Origin of the sequence: Oceanobacter sp. 5_MG-2023 (assembly GCF_030548165.1) — a bacterium.
Classification (GTDB): Bacteria; Pseudomonadota; Gammaproteobacteria; order Pseudomonadales; family Oceanobacteraceae; genus Oceanobacter.
In genome coordinates, this window is sequence record NZ_JAUORS010000009.1 from 1 (window position 1) to 19795 (window position 19795).

The window sequence follows — 19795 nt, forward strand, 5'->3', positions numbered from 1 at the left end:
CCTGCAAGTCGGCTTCGTGATTCGAAACCATCCGGTAGCCCAGAGTGAGCACCGGATTAAATAGATGCCCCCTTATGTCTACCGGGAATGCTAACGGGGATGAGGATGAGGCATAGCCAGTTGCTGGGACTGCCAGCAACAACCCACACGGATTCAGACGAAGACTACATCACAGTAACCGCCAATACGGATATCGATCTGCACTTGCTAAGCGGACGTCCATTACGTGAGTCAATTGTTCACTACGGGTCTTTTGTAATGAACAATCCGGAAGAAATTGAACAAGCCATTGCCGACGACCAGGCCGACCGTTTGGGTCAACAACCCTGCCTGACCGCCGGCTCGAAAAACAGGCCATCAGGCATCAGTTACGATAATAACCAATCTATTCGGTTGGTTTTTTACGGTGCAAAGGAGCAAAACCTTCGCCGTCCGTAACGTTACTCTTGCGCGTCGCCGGGCGACCTCCCGTCGGACGCTTTGCTCCGGCAGCCGCAGGCCGCGATGGACGTGGCCCGGTTCTGCCAGGTTTGCCATCACGCCCCTTGATTCCATCCTTGCCTTTGCTCTTCGGCTTGCGCTTGCCCGCCGTCGCCGCCTTGCCGGATGCCTTGAGTTTTTTCGGGCCTTTATAAACCGCCACCAGACCTTCGATCTTGCGCGGTTCCATCACGACCTGAATATAACTTTCAATCGCCGCCTTGAGATTCCATTCATAGGGCGAAATCAGGCTGATCGCCAGGCCGGATTTACCTGCCCGACCGGTACGACCGATACGGTGTACGTATTCATCACCCTTGCGGGCCAGATCGTAGTTGATCACCAGATCCATACCCTCAACGTCCAGACCACGCGCCGCAACATCTGTCGCCACCAGAATATTACGTTTGCCTTCCCGCAACATCTGCATGACATATTTACGTTCATCCTGGGTCATTTCACCGTGCAGCATGGCCACACCATTACGATGACGACGAACAAATTCTGACAGCCGTTCCACCTCGGTGCGCTTGTTCACAAACACCAGGGCTTTCTCGTATGTTTCATTGGCCAGCAGCCAGGCAATCAAACGGTCTTTATGGGCGTTATCGTCCGCCAGAATCCGTTGCTGGGTAATCAGGCCATGTTGTTCCTGAATCGTATGGGTGGTGATTTCTTCCGGTTCTTTCAGCAAGTTAGCAGCAATGCGGCCAACCCCTTCATGACGTAAAGTTGCCGACAACAGCAGGGTTTGACGCTCGTTCTTACAGGCGCGCCGGATAATATCCATATCTTCGGCAAAACCCATATCCAGCATACGGTCAGCTTCATCCAGAATCAGATATTCCAGATCGTCCAACTCACAGGTACCGCGTTTCAGGTGATCAACCAGTCGCCCGGGCGTTGCAACAATCAACTCCGGGTTTTTACGCAGCAAAGCGGCCTGATACTGGAATTCTTCACCGCCGCATAACTGGCCAACACTCAGCGTCGTCAGATCACAAAAGTGCTGACAGACCTTGGTCACCTGATTGGCCAGCTCTCGGGTCGGACACATAATCAGTGCCCGAGTGGCCGAATTGGGCGCATCCCGCTCCAGTAACCCCTGCATCACCGGCAACAGATAGGCCAGCGTTTTACCACTGCCCGTTTCAGCGCATACCTGAATATCCTTGCCAGCCAATGCTAACGGCAAGACTGCCCGTTGTACCTCCGTTGGAGTTGCCAATGACAATTTTTCCAGGCCAAGCGCCAAGCGGGGATTCAGAGAATAATCAGTAAACACGTATACGCCTCACAATAATATTGCGGCAATTATAACAGCCGGATGACAGAGACACTCTGAATTAAACGCGCTGTCAGTACATCTATTTTCTTCAGACTAAAGGGGGCATCTATTTAATCCGGTGCTCACTCTGGGCTACCGGATGGTTTCGAATCACGAAGCCGACTTGCAGGCCTGACGGGTCAAGTCAAAAGTCGGCGACACCGAGTCGAGATCATCCGGCAGCCCCCGAAGGGCGCGGGTTGCCGCCGTCCAGTGCGGTGTTGACGAATTTGAAAAGGACTCGTCATTTCGCTGCATTCGTCGCCTTACCCTGAACAACGGCAACACTCGCGCAGAGCCGTGCAGGATTAAATGGATGTCCCCTAAAGGCAATTGACCGTAAACTGACCGCATCAGGATATTCAAAACGGAAAACGATCTCATGCACACTGCCAACACCTCCACCTGCCAATCCTTGCTGCTGACTGGCATTACTGCAGCCCTGCTGCTGGCCGGTTGCTCAACCAGCCCGACAGGCCGCTCGCAATTGATGGTGATCTCACCAGAAACAGCCATTACGGAATCCAAAACGGCATACTTGAGTACCGTCAGCGAACTGGAAGCCAGCGACCAACTGGTCACTGACCCACAACAAATCAGCCGTATCCGCACCATTACTGGCCGCCTGATCACCGAAGCGGTCGCCAAGTACCCGGATACCAGCAGCTGGGAATGGAGCGTTGCCATCATCAATGACCCGGACACACTGAATGCCTGGTGTATGGCCGGTGGTCGCATGGCCATTTACACCGGTATTATTGATCAGCTCAATCTGACGGATGATGAAATTGCCCAGATTATGGGGCACGAAATTTCCCACGCGCTGGCCAACCACACCGCCGAACAAATGTCCCGCGCCATGGTCATTAACGCCGGATTAATGGCCACTGCTGCGGTAACAGACAATAACGCCATGGTGTTGTCTGGCGGTGCTCTGGCAGCTCAATATGCCTTGCAATTGCCCAATAGCCGCACAGCCGAAACAGAAGCCGACCGTATTGGTATCGAGCTGGCCACCCGCGCCGGTTACTCTCCAACCTCGGCAGTAACACTCTGGGAAAAAATGCAGCAAGCCAGCGGCAGTTCCGTACCGGAATTCATGTCTACTCACCCGTCATCCAGCAGCCGCGCCAGCGATCTGGGCAAGTTGGCACCGGAAATGGCCAAACTGAATCCGACGGCTCAAAAATCAGCGGTATATCCTGTGACGATTGTGCAATAAGAACCGGAGTCCAGAAGCCGCCACCCCCAATCGGTCAGTACCATTGACCATTGGGATCAGAACAACCGGGGCAGAGGTAGAATGGATTCCAAACCCTGTTCAGCATGGCGTTTTTTGGTATGGCTGCAGTAGCAGCCATATTCTCCGCAGCTCACTCCTCGCAGCTCAATCCCACAACAACTCCTTGTTTATTCCTGCAAGGTGATCGCGAACATCAGCCTTTTTTGCCCGCATCCGTAGCAATGCGCTTGACCACACGGGAAGCCGCGACAAAGCCAAAGGTGCCCGTCACCATGGTCGCCGAGCCAAAACCGGAAGCGCAGTCCAGCCGGGTACTATCGCTGTCAGCAGATTTCATCTGACAGACCGAGCCATCCGGCTGTGGATACACCAGCTGTTCGGTAGAAAAAACACAAGGAATGGAATAGTTACGGCTGGGGTTACGAGAGAACCCATACTCACGTCGCAGCAGGGAACGGACCTTACGCGCCAAAGGATCATTGGTGGTTTTATTGAGGTCGGCAATCTGGATCTGTGTTGGATCAATCTGGCCACCCGCTGCACCGGTTGTTACCACGCGGATTTTACGACGCTTGCAGAAAGCCAATAACGCCGCCTTGCTCTTGACGCTATCAATACAATCCACCACATAATCAAAATAATCGTACTGGTCATCCGGTGCCAGTATCGCCGCCATGTTGTTACCGGTGACAAAATCCTCTACCACCTGCACATCACACTCAGGGTTGATTTGCAGCACTCGCTCGCGCATGGTAGCCACTTTCATCTGTCCGACGTTATCGGTCAGAGCATGAATCTGACGGTTGGTATTGGTGATACAGATATCGTCCAGATCCACCAGTGTCAGGGCGCCAATACCAGAGCGGGCCAAGGCTTCAGCAACCCAGGTACCGACACCACCAATACCCACCACGCAAACGCGGGCACAGGACAAACGCTCAAGTCCGGAAACGCCATAAAGACGGCCGATACCGCCAAATCTGTCTGTATATGTTGGAGTCACTACTACCTCTGAATGCTACGCGTCAATCACCACGGGTGAAGGACGGAGTATATCAGAGCTGGGAAACGCGGGTTTTACTGGGGAAACGCAACCAGCGGGATGTCTGGCTGATACGTTGGAGGGGGATTTCTTCGGCATGAAATTCATTTTCCAGTGCAATCATTTGCTCTGGTTCAATCAAACCGAGCAAGCCCTGTCGTAATTGTGGGATCGGTGCAATACGTGCAGTCAGGGAATCAACCAGCAAGGACATAAACTCTGCAGACAGGTGGGCATGGTCATAGTGATTGATCACCAGTACGGTATCACCGCTCTGTAATTCAAGAGAGATTCGGTCGTCTTTTAACAAGGCGCCCTTGACGGAAGAAAAGAAACGATCAAGATCTTGCTGATAATCAGCCATCTTGTGTGTGGTGCCAGCGGATGCCAAGGCTTCCATCCAGAGCTGTCGAAAGCGGCGTGGTGAAATTTCGTCTTCAACCACTTTTAATTCCAGGCGTGTACCTTCGGTCACAGTACCTTGTTTGCCAGACTCTGCGGTATTGTTCAAAGCCACTAAAAACCAGGACTTGCCCAATACCTCAAAATTACCGTACGTCCGCTCACTTGCCGCAAAAGCGGGAGTGGCCAGTATCAGAAACATGACAAGCACTGATATACATTTCATTACTACAACCCTGCCTGGATTGAAATGACTTGGATCTGGTATTACCAGAAAAACCCCCTTGCACGACGTGTTAATGATATTTATCACACTAACACAACGCAGGCGTTTATCTTGCCCTTCGCGTCTTTCCGCATCCCTTCAGATTGTCCAACGTTAGCACGACGCACCGGGGACTGGCAGCCTGGTTAACGGGCATTCATCACAAAACGAAAAGGAATATCGAACTCAAAATCTGAGCCAGATAACACATCCGGCAACGCCTGATAAGGCGCGGCCCGTTCTGCCGCTCGCACCGCAGCCGAATCCAGCACTTCATGGCCGGAACTATCACTGACAACGGCCGATACCAGCTGTCCGTCCCGTTGCAATTTCAAGGTTACTTGAGTGGTGCCTTCCAGCCCGCGCCGCACCGCCTGCTTGGGGTACAGCACCTTCCCGTTTGCGCTCGTCAGCAGCTCCTGATAATAGCGGGTTTCAGCTTGTTGCTGTTCAATCTGCAAGGCTTCCTGACGCATACGCTGTGCCTGCTGCGCGGCCAGTTCAGCCGCCGCTTGTGCCGCGACGGCCTGTATTTCCAGTTGTTGCTGCTGTTCTGATTGTTCAGTGCTTGACACATCCACCGCTGCGTCTGCTGTTGATTCTGCCTCCAAAGGACTCACGCCATCCTCTGCCATGGCGTTAGTACTGTCGGGTAATTCGACGGCTGTATCCGCCGTTTTATCCAGCACTATCGCCGTCTCTGGAGCCGCCTGATTACTGACGGTACTGGCAACCACGTGCTCTGTAGCAGCTGCCGTTGAAGCTGAAGCCGGAGCTGGAGCCGATACCGGAACTGGAGCCGATACAGGTGCTGCAACCGCGGCTGCCGCATCCAATCGCTCACGTGATGGACGGCGGACCGGTTGGGCCGGTGGTTTGCTTGCGGCCAGCCACCCCTTGATCACTTGCTGACGCCCCGGTGCAGGTTGTATAGACAGCAACCGGGCCTCTTGCAACTGGCGCTGATCGGCAGACATATGCACCAGATCATCCTTGAATTTTTGTGAGCGAGGGTACTGCCCTACCCAGGCAGCCACTAACGCCCGTACAAACCCAGGATCATCCAACTGCAACAGCTCAACCCCGTTAACAGACACCAGCGTTTGATTGCTTTCGTTGGAAATCACCAGATGATCCCCTGCCAGCAAGTCATCCTTCAGCAAATGCATAAAACGGGTGACTTCCGCAACTCGCTGGTTCATTTCCTCTTCGCTGAGATTAATTGCCAGCCCTTCATTCCAGAGCCGATAAAAACGCCGGGGAGAGAGTTCTTCAGCCAGGATATGCATTTCCAGCCGTAGTGGCTGACTAGCGTGTAACCAGCTATCGCTGCTGCCACTGGCGCTGTAGACAGAAGCCAGATACACATCGTTATCCAGCCGCTGATAAACCGCAACGCCTTGTAACTCCAGCACATGGGATTCAAGCTCTGCCGCTTCAATCGTCGCCATCGATAACAGTAAGAAAAGACACAGGGAAACCAGGCGCATATCAGATCGGTCCGTAATATTCATCAAACCAGTCTAGATACGAAACATGACAGATTCTTGTCGATATCAGCTCAAATGACGCTTCGGTGACATTTGCATGACAGAACACCGGCAGCCACGGTATGACCTAATCCAGATTGGTCAGCGGAATCTGATCGGTAGACAAGGTTAAACAGGCGGTAATACGCTGCAGCGCTTGCGGATGGCGAATGTCGTGCAAGCTGATACCCGACAGTACCAGCGTCAGCACCTGGTTGATTCCGCCCCAGTTTTCGGCCAATGAGCAGCTATCGGTAATATCACAACCCGACTCAACCGTGCTGCATTCGGTCAGGCTGACCTTGCCTTCAAAGGCTTCCACAATCGTCAGCAAAGGAATTTGCTCCGGACGACGGGCCAGCCGATATCCACCACGAGACCCGCGCCGCGCCTGTACCAGTCCGGCATCAGCCAGGGTTTTTAATACTTTACGAGCGGTTGGCAACGACACACCAATACTGCTGATAATTTCATCAGTGGACTGCTGAGCCCCGCCGCTTTGCGCCAAATGGTTCAGTACCAGCACACCATAGTCGGTCATTTTGCTGATTTTCATGGAGAGTAATTACTCACTTGATCGTCCATTAGCCAGCGCTAGATCGCTGCTTCAGGAGCCACCGCAACAGTGGCATAAACCGGTTTATCACCAAAGCATACCAAATTAGTATTGATTCTGGTAATACCGTGATTACTTGAGTAGAATGGTGGGACTAACGAAATGATGATATCCGCACAGCTTGAGCCATCGTGGCCTGCGTTGACCGCTGAGTTCAGCAGCAATGCTGGCAAGCCATCACCTCACGGTTTGCAATCAGGAACGGAACGATGTCATCCGACCGAGAGATAGCGCCATGACCGATGCCCCAACCCCAGTTCTGACCGACCCCGAAGCGAATCAGGAAATCCACCAGCGTTTCAAAAAAGAATACGCTGCCGGATTTATCAGTGATATCGAATCCGACACCCTGCTCCCCGGCTTGAATGAAGACGTGGTGCGATTTATTTCTGCCAAGAAAGGTGAGCCGGAGTGGATGACCGAATGGCGTCTGAAAGCTTACCGCTCCTGGCTGGAAATGGTCGAACCGGATTGGGCTCACGTGCAATACGACAAGCCGGACTTTCAGGCACTGTCGTATTATTCCGCCCCCAAAAGCATGGCCGATGGCCCCAAAAGCCTCGACGAAGTCGACCCTGAACTGCTGCGCACCTATGAAAAACTGGGTATTCCGCTGCACGAACAGCTAATGCTGGCCGGTGTTGCCGTCGATGCGGTGTTTGACTCGGTATCCGTTGCCACCACCTTCCGCGACAAACTGGCGGAAGCCGGGGTGATTTTTATGCCGATTTCCGAAGCGGTACACAAACACCCGGAACTGGTGAAAAAATACCTTGGTACCGTGGTGCCACAGCGTGACAACTTTTATGCCGCACTTAACAGTGCCGTGTTCTCCGATGGCTCGTTTGTTTATATTCCCAAAGGCGTCCGCTGCCCGATGGAATTGTCGACCTACTTCCGTATCAACGAAGCCAAAACCGGTCAGTTTGAACGTACCCTGATCATCGCCGATGAAGGCTCCCACGTTTCCTACCTCGAAGGCTGTACCGCGCCAATGCGCGACGAAAACCAGTTACACGCTGCGGTGGTGGAACTGATCGCCCTTGATGATGCAGAAATCAAATACAGCACGGTGCAAAACTGGTATCCCGGCGACGAAGAAGGCAAAGGCGGCATCTATAATTTTGTGACCAAACGCGCTGTCGCCCATACCAACGCCAAGGTCAGCTGGACCCAGGTCGAGACCGGGTCTGCAGTTACCTGGAAGTACCCGAGCTGCATTCTCAAGGGTGACAACGCCGTCGGTGAGTTCTACTCCGTCGCATTGACCAACAATTATCAACAGGCCGACACTGGCACCAAGATGATTCACCTGGGCAAAAACACCCGCTCCACCATTATTTCCAAAGGGATTTCTGCCGGTAAAAGCCAGAACGCCTATCGCGGCCTGGTGCGTATGAACCCGAACGCAGCCGGTGCCCGAAACTACACCCAATGTGATTCCCTGCTGATTGGTGATCAGTGTGGTGCCCATACTTTCCCCTACATCGAAAGCAAGCACCCTTCGGCCGTTATCGAGCACGAAGCCACCACCTCCACAGTCAGTGACGATCAGCTGTTCTTGTGTCGCCAGCGCGGCATTGATACCGAGAAAGCCGTCTCCATGATTGTTAACGGTTTCTGCAAAGAGGTGTTTAAAGAGCTGCCGATGGAATTTGCCGTCGAAGCGGGCAAACTGCTGGAGCTGTCATTGGAAGGCTCGGTGGGCTGACCCACACCCAACCCGATACCCCGGTTCCTTTGCGCCCGCGCAAGAGCCGGATCACCAACGTGTATCGGCAAACTCGTTGCCAGCTTGAGTATGACAACGAGGAAAAACAACAGCATCAGACGTCCGTCAACCGACGTCTGAGCAATAAATCCTGCGTCCGACGTCCTGCGTCTGACGCCAGACGAAGACAGGAACAACCATGATCAGCATTAGCAACCTGCACGCCAAAGTGGAAGACAAACCCATTCTCAAAGGCCTCAACCTGGACATCAAACCCGGTGAGATTCACGCCATCATGGGGCCGAACGGTGCGGGCAAGAGTACTCTGGGTAACGTCTTGGCAGGCCGCGATGGTTATGAAGTCACCGCCGGCTCTGCCACCCTGAACGGCAAGGACATTCTCGCTCTGGAAGCAGAAGAGCGTGCTCGCGAAGGTCTGTTTCTGGCGTTTCAGTATCCGGTTGAAATTCCCGGGGTTTCCAACCTCGAATTTCTCAAGGCGTCAGTCGATGCCATTCGCGCTCACCAGGGCAAAGAGCCACTGGATTCAGTCAGTTTTCTGAAAAAAGCCCGAGAAAAAATCAAGGCCGTTAACCTCGACCAGAGCTTCCTCAAGCGTGGTGTTAACGAAGGCTTCTCTGGCGGCGAGAAAAAACGTAACGAACTGATGCAAATGATGATGCTGGAACCGTCATTGTGCATTCTCGATGAAACCGACTCCGGTCTGGATATCGATGCCCTGCAAGTGGTTGCCCATGGCGTCAATGCCATGCGAGATCCAAACCGCTCTTTTATTATCGTGACCCACTACCAGCGTCTGCTCGACTACATTGTGCCGGATTACGTACACGTACTGGCCGATGGCAAAATCGTCAAGTCCGGTGGTAAAGAGCTGGCACTGGAACTGGAAGAAAAAGGCTACAGCTGGCTGGAAAGCGAAGCCTGAAATGGCGAGCTTTTATCTGTCTGGCGTCAAGAATCTGAACTCTGACGCGTTACAACACCACAGTCCGGAGAGTTAAGGTGGCTACTGTTTTTCAAGATCAACAACTGCAACGAGTCAACGGCACCCATGCGCCAGACTGGTTACAGCCCATTCGCGTCCAGGGCAGTGCTGCATTTGCCGCTGCCCCCTGGCCGACCCGCAAAACCGAAGCGTGGAAATACTGCTCGCTGAAAACCCTGGCCGGGGACAGCTACCATGCTGATATCCCCCCTATCACCGCGGCCAATAACAAGGATCTGGCAGCAGCGGCAACCATCGCCGGGTTGGACAGCTATCAGCTGGTGCTGGTTAACGGCCAGATCCATCCCGAGCTGTCCAGTGCATTGGCGCTGGAGCAAGTGGTACTGTTTGAGAACGCCAATACAGACCAGCAAGCTGCCATCGCTGAACAGTTGGCCAACGCCCGCCAGCAATCGAATCATCACCTGTTCAACGACCTTAACGACGCCGTGCTCAACAGCGGCGTACTGGTCACCATCGGCCGTAACAGCCAGCTCGACAAACCGCTGCAAATCTGTTCCATCAACACCGGAGCCGAATCAGCCTACAGCGTCAATAGCCGGGTTCTGGTGGTATTGGAAACCAATGCGGAACTGACACTGATTGAACAATTTGCTTCCGTCTCTGCACACGACGATAACAGCTTTACCAACAATCAGACCGATATCCAGATCGGCGACAATGCCCGCCTGACCCATTACCGCCTGAACCGGATGCAGTCCGCCAGCGCCTTTATCGGCAGCAGCCGCATCGACTTGCAGCGTGATGCTCACTATCAGGCGTTTCATTTAGGGTTGGGGTCAGCACTGACGCGCAACGATCTGGTGGTTAACCACAATATAGGTGGTTCGCACTCAGAGATTTCTGGTGTGTATGTGCCGCAAGGATCGCAGCTGGTCGACTTTCATACCTGTATCGAACACGCTGCCGCCCATTGCACCAGCAACGAAGTATTCCGCGGCATTATCAACGACCAGGCCAAAGCCGTCTTTAACGGCCGCATTCATATTCACAAGGATGCGCAAAAAACCCTGGCCGAGCTGAGCAACAAAAACCTGTTGCTGACCAACAAGGCTGAAATCGACACCAAGCCAGAACTGGAAATCTACGCCGACGATGTGAAATGCGCCCACGGTGCAACCGTCGCCCAGCTTGATGACAAGGCCCGTTTTTATCTGCAAAGCCGCGGCATCAGTGAACAGGATGTCCAAGTGATGCTGAGCTTTGGTTTTATCAACGAACTGCTGGATGCCCTGCCGCACCCTGCCATCGGGGACTGGTTACGCCCGCTGCTGGCGCAACGTTTTGGCCGCGCCCCGGCGTTTACCACCGAACAAGTGGAGGCCTTGTCATGATCGACGCCTATGCCACCGAGACCCGCCGCTACATCGAACAGATCCGTCAGGACTTCCCGGCACTGCAACAGCAGGTCCATGGCAAGCCACTGGTCTATCTCGACAACGGCGCGACAACGCACAAACCCAATGCAGTCATTGAAGCCGAAGCCAACTTCTACCGTACGGTCAATTCCAACGTCCACCGTGGTGCCCACTATCTCAGTGACGTGGCGACCGAACAGTTTGAAGGTGCCCGCCGCACCGTGCAGCAATTTATTGGTGCTCTGAAACCGGAAGAAATTGTCTGGACCCGTGGCACCACCGAAGGCATAAACCTGGTTGCCGCCACCTGGGGCCGCAAGCACATTGGCAAGGGTGATCGTATTCTGGTCAGCGAGATGGAGCACCACTCCAATATCGTGCCCTGGCAAATGCTGTGTGAGCAGGTTGGTGCTGAGCTGATTCCGATTCCGGTGAAAGACAATGGCGAACTCGACCTCAACGCCATGGCCGAATTGATGGAACCCCGTGTCAAACTGATTTCGGTGGCCCACGTGTCCAACTCACTCGGCACCGTGAACCCCATTCCGGACATTGTCCGTATGGCCCGCATCAACGAATCCGTCGTCATGGTGGATGGCGCCCAGGGCGTGTCCCACTTCGATATCGACGTATTGCAACTGGATGTCGATTTCTACGCTTTCTCCAGCCATAAATTATTCGGCCCGACCGGTATGGGCGTGCTGTACGGCAAGGAAGAGTTGCTCAATGACATGCCGCCCTATCAGGGTGGCGGTGAAATGATCGAACGCTGCTCCTTTGCGGGCACAACCTACAACCAGCTGCCTTACAAGTTTGAAGCCGGAACGCCAAACATTGCCGGGGCGATTGGCCTTGCCGCCGCGATCAACTATCTCAACGGGCTTGACCGCAAGATACTGGCGGCCCAGGAAGAAGCACTGATCAAAAAAGCCCATGCCATGGCGCTGGAGCTGGGCGGTATCCGTATTATTGGTGAAGCCGCCCAAAAAGCCTCGGTCTTCAGCTTCTTGCTGGAGGGAGTGCACCCGGCGGATGTTGGTACCCTGCTCGACCAGCAAGGCATTGCCGTACGCACCGGCCACCACTGTGCCATGCCCTTGATGGAACGTCTGGGTGTTCCCGGCACCGTGCGGGCTTCGATGGCATTTTACAATACTCTGGACGAGGTTGATGCCTTGTTCAAAGGGTTGGAAAAAGCCAAGATGTTTTTGCTGTAATGATTCGTGACCGATTGAGGACACACCGATGAGTATTGAAACCTACGACCCGAATGCCGCTGCCGATGTCAGCATGACTGCTGCAGCGATCCAGCACATCCGCAACATGCTGGCCAAAAACAGTGACAAGACCGGCGTCCGCCTGGCGGTCAAAAAGAGCGGCTGCTCCGGCTTCAAGTATGATATCGATTTTGTCGACGCTCCCAGTGACGGCGACCAGATTGTACAGGTCGCCAGCGATGTCACCCTGTATGTTGCTGCCGATGCCAGGTCCTATGTCCGTGGCACCGAGATCGACTTCACCAAAGAAGGCTTGAACAGCATCATCAAGTTCAATAACCCCAATGCCCGTGATTTGTGTGGCTGTGGTGAATCCTTTTCGGTCTGAGTCGGTGTAAGCTTGCCCGTCTTGTCTGGCAACTGATGTTTGGCACACCAGCACTGCCACTCCGCGATACCGGTCGCCATACCGTCATCGCGGAGCAAAACCTTCGCTACAGGTAATTCTTTTATGGAAAAACGTATGGTTGTTTCGCTGGCCGAATGTCCAGCGCGACAGGTACCTTCCGGTATTCCTGCCACCATTCCGCCAGGTGTGTTTGTCACCATCAACCAGGCGCTGGGTGGCAACTACACCGTTACCGTGAACGGCAATATGATGCGCGTGGACGGCACGGATGCCGCCGCACTGGGGCTGGAAGCAGAACAAATCGAATTTGCCGCACACGATGACGGCATTGTTCGAAAAGATCAGGTCGAACAGGCCTTGCGGACGATTTTTGATCCGGAAATCCCGATCAACCTGCTTGATCTCGGTCTGATTTATGGCATCGATATCGATGGCACTCAGGTCAATATTCGCATGACCCTGACCGCCCCCACCTGCGGTATGGGGCCAGTGCTTATCTCTGACGTCAAATACCGGGTCGCCAAGGTACCCAATGTCAGTGCTGTCAACGTTGAACTGGTGTTTGAACCCCAGTGGCATCGTGACATGATGACGGAAGAAGCGCAGCTCGAAGCCGGTCTGTTTTTCTAACCGGGGGACATGATCCCTGCCCCATCTGGAGACAAATACAGCCTATGAATATGACCGAAACCCCGGAGCAGGTGGTGCTCGAACCGTCCAGCGGCAAGGCCAGTGCCTGCCTGATCTGGTTACATGGCCTGGGGGCCGATGGCTACGACTTTGTCCCGGTGGTGCAGCATATGGGCAGCCTGATGGACACCTCTCAGTTGCGCTGTATTTTCCCCCATGCCCCCAAACGCCCGGTGACCATGGCCAATGGTACCTCGATGCGCTCCTGGTACGATATTCTGGCCATGACTCCCAAACGCACGATTGATCCCGACCAGCTGGCCGATTCCGTCAATCGTATGTACCGCCTGATCCAGCAGCAGATCGACAGCGGTATTCCATCCTGGAACATTTTTATTGCCGGTTTCTCCCAGGGAGGGGCCGTCGCGTATCAGACCGCCTCCAGCTTTGGCCAGACACTCGGTGGCCTGATTGCCCTGAGCACCTACGTGCCCGATGGCAGCTGGGTAAATCCGTTCAAGCTGCATCCGGCCAACTGCCAGCTGCAAGTCATGATTGCCCATGGCACAGTCGACCCGGTGGTTCCTATCTCGCTGGCAACAACGGCGCTGGAACAGCTGCGTCAGCATGGCCTGCAACCACTGTGGTTCAGCTATCCGATGCAACACGAGGTGTCGCATCCTGAAATTGCCGATGTCTGCCGTTTTCTCAGCAGCTGCCTCAGTCATACCCAGGCTTCCTGATCTTTGTATATCCAGCCATGAATCACCACCACACGCTGAACTCCGCCGCTGGCTTTGGTATCCTTGCGCCTTTCGATTTTCGGCAGCGGATTTCATCATGATCACCATGTACGGCATCAAAAACTGCGACACCATCAAAAAGGCCCGCAGCTGGCTCGATCAGGCAGCGATTGAGTTTACCTTTCACGATTACAAAAAAGACGGGCTGGACCCGGCGCTGGTTGACCAGTGGCTGGACGAGCTGGGCTGGGAAGCCTTGATCAACAAACGCGGCACGACCTGGCGCGCCCTGCCGGATGACCTCAAAACCCGGATGGATAACGCCAGTGCGCGCCAGGCCATGCTCGAGAACCCGTCGATCATCAAACGACCCTTGCTGGATACCGGCAGCCAGAAGTTACTGGGTTTCAAGCCAGATACTTACGCCGCCCTGTTTAACCAACCACCAGCAACCCAAACCGATTAATCAAACCCGATTAAACAATCCACAGACTGACTGGCTGCCCGTACCTGTCTGGCGCAGCGGAATTGAATTGAGGAATATGACATGAGTAATGCATTTGCACTGGCCATCGGTGTCGGCACCAAAAACAGCAAAGGAGAATGGCTGGAAGTCTTTTACTCCAAGCCCTTGCTCAACCCCGCCGACAGCCTGATTGAAGCGGCCAAAAGCGCCCTGGGCTACGAAGGTGGCAACCAGGCGATTGAAGCCGACGGTGGCGACCTGAGTGCATTTGCGGATGCGCTGGCAGAACTGGATGCCACTCAATCCGGCCTTGCCCGTGCCTGCATTGAAAGCGAACAGCCGGTGGTAATCACAGTACTGGCAACCGATGCCCAGTCCAGCAGCACGCCCGAGGTATATCTCAAGCTGCATTTGCTGTCCCATCGCCTGGTCAAGCCACACGGTGTTAATCTGGCTGGTATGTTTGGCTTGCTGCCGAATGTCGCCTGGACCAACCAGGGTGCCATCGATCTGGCAGAACTGCCGGCGGCCCAACTGGATGCGCGCCTGAACGGTACATTGCTGAGCGTCAACAGCGTTGATAAATTCCCTCGCATGACCGATTACGTAGTACCTGCAGGCGTACGCATTGCCGATACTTCCCGTGTCCGTCTGGGCGCTTACGTGGGTGAAGGCACAACCATCATGCACGAAGGGTTTGTCAACTTTAACGCCGGTACGGAAGGCGTCTCGATGGTTGAAGGCCGTATCTCAGCAGGTGTTGTGGTCGGCAACGGTTCTGACCTGGGTGGCGGTTGTTCGACCATGGGCACACTGTCCGGTGGTGGTAACATTATTATTTCGGTGGGCGAAAACTGCCTGCTGGGCGCTAACGCCGGTATTGGTATCCCACTGGGTGATCGCTGTACCGTTGAAGCCGGTTTATACGTCACCGCCGGTACCAAGATTCTGGTACTGGACGACCAGAAAAATGTGGTTGAAACCGTCAAGGGCCGTGACCTGGCGGGCAAATCCGATCTGCTGTTCCGTCGTGACTCCATCAGTGGCGCAGTACAGTGCGTGACCAACAAGAGTGCCATTCAGCTGAACGAAGAGCTGCACGCACACAACTGATCCAGGCGTTTCCAGCATTGATCAGTCAGCCATCGCAGTACCGTTTTACGGCCTGCGATGGCTCTTGCCTGCACCCTGTTTGCTAGCCGCTTTCCTGCCCCGGTAACCAACCGGAATTACAGTCACTAAAAGTATTGCAAACTCTTATCATTTAGATACACTGTCTACCACTGATAGTCATTCTCGATTGCGGAGATCAGCAATATGTATGTGTGTCTGTGTAAAGCCGTTACCAATCAACAAGTCAAAGATGCGGTTGATCAAGGTCAAAGTTATGGTGAAATGCGCCGGTCGCTCGGTCTGGCTACCGACTGTGGTTGCTGTGGACGCGCTGCCAAGCAACTGATCCGCGAGCATGTCAGCACCCTGCCCGCTTGTGAGTTTGCCAATGTTGGCTGATAACAGCGCAGCAGTACACGACACGCGATGACAGCCTGACGAACAACAGTCGACAGTCGTTCGCAGACAGTTGAGTTGCTACTCGTCGCTCCTCCAGAACACTCAAATCGCATCCCACAACAGCCGTAAACCGATCAAGCCTAACGCCAGATAAATAATCCGGTAAAAGGTTTTGTCGTCTATCAGTGCCTGTAATTTCACACCGTAACGAGCACCCATCCAGGCAAAAGGCATCAGAATCAGTGCGGTCATCAGGTTGGCAGAACTGAGCTGCCCCAGCAGGCCATAAGGAATCAGCTTGACCACATTCAGGCAGGCAATGGTCACAACCATGGTGGCCAGATATTCAGGCCGTGGTAACCGCAACGGCAACAGATACAAATTCAGCGGTGGCCCACCGGCATGGGCAACAAAACTGGTAAAACCGGTCATCAGGCCACACACACGGGCAACCCACGGATGGCCCTGCCGCGGTTCACCCAACGCCTGCTTTTTACTCAACCCCCACAGTGCAAACGCCAATGACAATATCCCCAGCATCATCTTGATCATGTCGGCATTCAGCCAATCAAACAGCAGATACCCCACGATCAACCCCAGGGCCGCCGGTACCAGCAAACGCCGCAGTTCCTGCAGGTTCTGTTTACCCCACCAGAAACGCACACTGAAAAAATCCATCAGTAACAACAGCGGCAACATAATGGCCGCGGCCTGACGAGGGTCGATATAAATGGTCATCAGGGGGACGGCGACCACGCCAACCCCACCGGCAAAACCGGACTTGGAAATCCCGGTAATCAACACTGCAATGACCGCCAGCAGCCAAAAGCCAGGCTCAAAACCCATCCACATGCGATATTCCTTACTTTGAATAAGCTCTCAGTCAGTGAGCGAGACAAGATACTATCGTGACCAGACCGCCCTTGTCGCAGTCAACGCCCTTACCAATCATTGAATCACCACACACAAGATTGAATTATCACCCTGCTGCCCTGACGTGATAGCGTTTTGCCCGGTAATCTTATTACCCGGTTGATCATTGACCCACAACATCGGTCATCTGATCTGAGTGCCGAGCGCTACTACGCAGCCCCTTACCCAGGACGCCTTTCCCATGTTGTCTACTGTCTCGATTATTATTCCTATTTTTGCTGTTATTGGCTTGGGCTTTTACCTGGTACACAGTCGTTTTATCCCCAAGGACATGCTGCCGGTATTATCCAGGCTGGTACTGTATTGCCTGATTCCGGCGTTGACCTTTGCCACCGTATCGCAATTGGACTTCAGCCAGATTCAGGCCTGGGATTTCCTCGGTGTGTATGCAGCAGGGGCCTTGCTGGCCCAGATCGTTGCACTGATCGTATTTCGCGGCATGCTCGGAAACAACCTGTCCACCAGCGCAATCAAGGCACTGGGCTGTTCCATGCCCAACAGCATCTTTATCGGCTACCCGGTGGTCGTACAGGCCTTTGGAGAGGAATGGGGCCATACCTTTGCTTTCGCTGTGATGGTCGAAAACATCGTTATTCTGCCGGCGGTACTGATTATGGTGGAGCTGGGCAGAAGCAAGGAAGACCAGCAACAGGCGTTGTCGATCATCACGGTACTGGCGGGTATTATTCAACGGCTGATCAAAAATCCGATTATTATCGCCATCGCCGCGGGTTTGCTGGTTTCTGTGGCAGGCTGGTCTCTCCCGAATCCGGCCCTGCGCACCTTGACCCTGTTAGGTAACGCCGCTGCCGCCATTGCCCTGCTGGTGATTGGTGGCTCACTGGTTGGCAACACCTTGCGCGGCAACCTCCGTGATATCAGCTTGCTCAGCACCATCAAGCTGCTGGTTCATCCACTGGCGGTGATGTTGGTATTGATGCTGTGGCCCGACTTTGACCCGACATTGCAAACCCTCACCATTGTTTATGCTGCCTTGCCCATGGCGGCGCTGTTTCCGATGGTTGGCAGTCATTACGGTATGCGCAACTTCTGTTCCAGTGGCTTGTTGGTGGCAACGGTGGCGTCATTTTTCACCCTTACAACGGCGCTGTTATTGCTGCTCTAGGGTGGCTGCCGCAAACCGCAGCAACACAATAACACCAATAAAAAAGGGCTTGTTTCCAGGAAACAAGCCCTTTTCTTCAGGTGTCGATCACACGTCTGTCATAGCTTCAGCCCGGAAGGCTTGATCAGCCCTTCGCTACACGCTTTTTCTTCTCTGGATCATCAAACGGCAGAGTATGGGCAATGGCCGATACGTCAAGGCTGCCTTTGACCTGGAGCGGTGCGCCCTGTTTGGCGTAAGGCACTTCAAGACGAGCAATGGCCATGGAGCGGTCAGTCAGGCGCGAGTACATGGCACAGGTGATAACCCCGACTTTTTTGCCGTCAGCCCAAAGTTCGTCGCCTTCAGCAGCAGCTTCCTTGCCTTCCAGCAATACGCCAAAGATGCTGAAACGCTCTTTGCCCTTCAGGCGGAAGTGTTCGTAGGCACCACAGAATGCAGTTTTGTCCTTGGATACGGTGAAGTCCAGACCCAGTTCCCACAGAGTGTCGCCCGCAGGTTCGTTTTCGAACGGGTACATCTCGGAGTTATCAAACGGAAAAAACAGCAGATAGCTTTCGGTACGCAGCCAGTCGAGGGCGGTAAAGGAGCAAGGGATAATGCCAAATTCCTTACCCTGTTCCAGCACGTTGTCCCAGATCGTGGCAGCGTCAGCAGCTTTGCAGAAGATCTCGTAACCACGTTCACCAGTATAGCCAGTACGTGAAATCGTTACCGGGCAACCAAACAGACGGGCGTGAGTATGGTGGAAATAAGGCAGATCACGAATGCCAGGAACATGCTCGGCGAGGAAATCCACCGCAGCAGGGCCCTGCAAGGACAAATCGTGCATATCGTCATCGAACAACACTGCGACCTGTTTGCCGAGCGCAGCCTGGGTCAGGCGTTCGTAACCGGTACCAGTACCATGCACCACCATAAAGGAGTTGGGGCCCATACGATAAATAACGCAGTCATCGATAAACTTGCCTGCTTCGTTCAGCATACAAGCGTAAACCGCTTTACCAGGATAGAGTTTGGAGATGTCACGAGTGGTCGCCCACTCCAGCAGGCTTTCCGCATGTGGACCAACATAGTGCACTTTCTTCAGACCCGATACATCCATCAAGCCCGCTTTGGTACGGATTGCTTCGTGCTCGTCGGCCAGAGTGTAACCGCTGTTACTATAGGTCCATGCTGTAGGCAGTCCGTTCCAGTCTTCCAGGTTTGATCCCAGGGCTCGGTGTTTTTCCGCCAGTGCGGCGATACGCCATGAATTAGCCATTTGTTTCTCCGTTCGTGTAGACAGTACTTAATCCCTGCAAGGGAATTATTATTCCTGAGAGGAAAGGCAAGTTCCGGGCCATGGATTGCCAAACTGATGATTCCTATGAGGAAAAAAATATTTCTACCCGGATTTCACCCCAAAAACGACCGGATTACCGCTCAACGCACCCAATAGCCGCCTTCTTTTAGGTCAACCAATACCAGATGGCATCATATTGGTGCATTAAATCAAGCAGTCAATGCAGTAAATATAGAGTGAGTAACAAGATGCACACGCTATAAATAAACGACAAACCATAAAACCTGTGCAACACGGCTCCCGTTTATTACACATCGCCTGTCCGGTATCGCCGGTTCCCGGTGTTATGGCAGCGGTTTGAAAAACAACCCGATGCAGGTATCTGGCACAACCAGGCTGCGCCGCCGCCCGGATATCCGCTAAACTCCACCTCCACCAATCAGCAATAACGGCCCGGCCCGTGGCCTACGATGG

20 protein-coding genes are annotated in these 19795 nt (G+C 53.8%); 13 read left to right on the forward strand and 7 right to left on the reverse strand.

Annotated features, from left to right (window positions below; all coding sequences use genetic code 11):
• Positions 1 to 105: 105 nt before the first annotated feature.
• Positions 106 to 438, forward strand: a complete 333-nt coding sequence (locus Q4551_RS07675) for a pirin-like C-terminal cupin domain-containing protein (RefSeq protein WP_303432919.1) — start codon at positions 106 to 108, stop codon at positions 436 to 438.
• Here the strand turns inward: Q4551_RS07675 and Q4551_RS07680 are convergent.
• The gene (locus Q4551_RS07680) at positions 386 to 1765 is read right to left on the reverse strand and encodes a DEAD/DEAH box helicase (RefSeq protein ID WP_303432920.1); all 1380 of its coding nucleotides are present in this window, start codon (positions 1763 to 1765) and stop codon (positions 386 to 388) included. The genes Q4551_RS07675 and Q4551_RS07680 overlap by 53 nt on opposite strands.
• 424 nt (positions 1766 to 2189) lie before the next feature.
• Between Q4551_RS07680 and Q4551_RS07685 the strand changes: the two genes are divergently transcribed.
• Positions 2190 to 3029: a M48 family metallopeptidase gene (locus tag Q4551_RS07685; RefSeq protein WP_303432921.1), complete on the forward strand. Its 840-nt coding sequence runs from the start codon at positions 2190 to 2192 to the stop codon at positions 3027 to 3029.
• 214 nt (positions 3030 to 3243) lie between these two features.
• Here Q4551_RS07685 and tcdA read toward each other — a convergent pair whose 3' ends face one another.
• From tcdA to Q4551_RS07705, 4 genes are all read right to left on the reverse strand, one after another.
• Positions 3244 to 4053, reverse strand: a complete 810-nt coding sequence (tcdA, locus tag Q4551_RS07690) for a tRNA cyclic N6-threonylcarbamoyladenosine(37) synthase TcdA (RefSeq protein WP_303432922.1) — start codon at positions 4051 to 4053, stop codon at positions 3244 to 3246.
• A gap of 52 nt (positions 4054 to 4105) precedes the next feature.
• Positions 4106 to 4696: a hypothetical protein gene (locus Q4551_RS07695; RefSeq protein ID WP_303432923.1), complete on the reverse strand. Its 591-nt coding sequence runs from the start codon at positions 4694 to 4696 to the stop codon at positions 4106 to 4108.
• Positions 4697 to 4905: 209 nt separating this feature from the next.
• On the reverse strand, positions 4906 to 6249 hold the full coding sequence (locus Q4551_RS07700; RefSeq protein WP_303432924.1) for a TonB family protein: 1344 nt from the start codon (positions 6247 to 6249) through the stop codon (positions 4906 to 4908).
• 127 nt (positions 6250 to 6376) lie between these two features.
• Entirely contained in the window at positions 6377 to 6844 is a 468-nt protein-coding gene (locus tag Q4551_RS07705; RefSeq protein ID WP_303432925.1) for an SUF system Fe-S cluster assembly regulator, read from the reverse strand.
• Between the two features lie 295 nt (positions 6845 to 7139).
• On the opposite strand from Q4551_RS07705, the gene sufB reads away from it, so the two are divergent.
• From sufB to Q4551_RS07755, 10 genes are all read left to right on the forward strand, one after another.
• Positions 7140 to 8615 carry a Fe-S cluster assembly protein SufB gene (sufB, locus tag Q4551_RS07710; RefSeq protein WP_303432926.1) on the forward strand — a complete coding sequence of 492 codons (1476 nt, stop codon included), beginning with the start codon at positions 7140 to 7142 and terminating at the stop codon, positions 8613 to 8615.
• Between the two features lie 199 nt (positions 8616 to 8814).
• Positions 8815 to 9561, forward strand: coding sequence for a Fe-S cluster assembly ATPase SufC (sufC, locus tag Q4551_RS07715; RefSeq protein ID WP_303432927.1), 747 nt, complete (start codon positions 8815 to 8817; stop codon positions 9559 to 9561).
• A gap of 77 nt (positions 9562 to 9638) precedes the next feature.
• Positions 9639 to 10976: a Fe-S cluster assembly protein SufD gene (sufD, locus tag Q4551_RS07720; RefSeq protein ID WP_303432929.1), complete on the forward strand. Its 1338-nt coding sequence runs from the start codon at positions 9639 to 9641 to the stop codon at positions 10974 to 10976.
• Positions 10973 to 12217, forward strand: a complete 1245-nt coding sequence (locus Q4551_RS07725; protein ID WP_303432931.1) for an aminotransferase class V-fold PLP-dependent enzyme — start codon at positions 10973 to 10975, stop codon at positions 12215 to 12217. Before sufD ends, Q4551_RS07725 begins: the two co-directional genes overlap by 4 nt.
• 28 nt (positions 12218 to 12245) lie before the next feature.
• Positions 12246 to 12605 carry an iron-sulfur cluster assembly accessory protein gene (locus Q4551_RS07730; protein WP_303432933.1) on the forward strand — a complete coding sequence of 120 codons (360 nt, stop codon included), beginning with the start codon at positions 12246 to 12248 and terminating at the stop codon, positions 12603 to 12605.
• A gap of 123 nt (positions 12606 to 12728) precedes the next feature.
• Positions 12729 to 13256 (forward strand): putative Fe-S cluster assembly protein SufT, encoded by a 528-nt coding sequence (gene sufT / locus Q4551_RS07735; RefSeq protein ID WP_303432935.1) that lies wholly within the window; start codon positions 12729 to 12731, stop codon positions 13254 to 13256.
• Between the two features lie 44 nt (positions 13257 to 13300).
• The gene (locus Q4551_RS07740) at positions 13301 to 13999 is read left to right on the forward strand and encodes an alpha/beta hydrolase (RefSeq protein WP_303432937.1); all 699 of its coding nucleotides are present in this window, start codon (positions 13301 to 13303) and stop codon (positions 13997 to 13999) included.
• A gap of 97 nt (positions 14000 to 14096) precedes the next feature.
• On the forward strand, positions 14097 to 14465 hold the full coding sequence (locus tag Q4551_RS07745) for an ArsC family reductase (RefSeq protein ID WP_303432939.1): 369 nt from the start codon (positions 14097 to 14099) through the stop codon (positions 14463 to 14465).
• 81 nt (positions 14466 to 14546) lie between these two features.
• Complete coding sequence (dapD, locus tag Q4551_RS07750; protein ID WP_303432941.1) at positions 14547 to 15578, forward strand: 2,3,4,5-tetrahydropyridine-2,6-dicarboxylate N-succinyltransferase; 1032 nt, start codon at positions 14547 to 14549, stop codon at positions 15576 to 15578.
• Between the two features lie 204 nt (positions 15579 to 15782).
• Positions 15783 to 15977 (forward strand): (2Fe-2S)-binding protein, encoded by a 195-nt coding sequence (locus Q4551_RS07755; RefSeq protein WP_303432943.1) that lies wholly within the window; start codon positions 15783 to 15785, stop codon positions 15975 to 15977.
• A gap of 102 nt (positions 15978 to 16079) precedes the next feature.
• On the opposite strand, the gene Q4551_RS07760 is transcribed toward Q4551_RS07755, so the two are convergent.
• Entirely contained in the window at positions 16080 to 16829 is a 750-nt protein-coding gene (locus tag Q4551_RS07760; RefSeq protein ID WP_303432945.1) for a sulfite exporter TauE/SafE family protein, read from the reverse strand.
• Between the two features lie 262 nt (positions 16830 to 17091).
• Between Q4551_RS07760 and Q4551_RS07765 the strand changes: the two genes are divergently transcribed.
• Complete coding sequence (locus Q4551_RS07765) at positions 17092 to 18036, forward strand: AEC family transporter (RefSeq protein WP_303432947.1); 945 nt, start codon at positions 17092 to 17094, stop codon at positions 18034 to 18036.
• Between the two features lie 124 nt (positions 18037 to 18160).
• On the opposite strand, the gene Q4551_RS07770 is transcribed toward Q4551_RS07765, so the two are convergent.
• A complete protein-coding gene (locus tag Q4551_RS07770) occupies positions 18161 to 19300 on the reverse strand; it encodes an aminomethyltransferase family protein (protein ID WP_303432949.1) in 1140 nt (379 codons plus the stop codon).
• Positions 19301 to 19795: the final 495 nt, after the last annotated feature.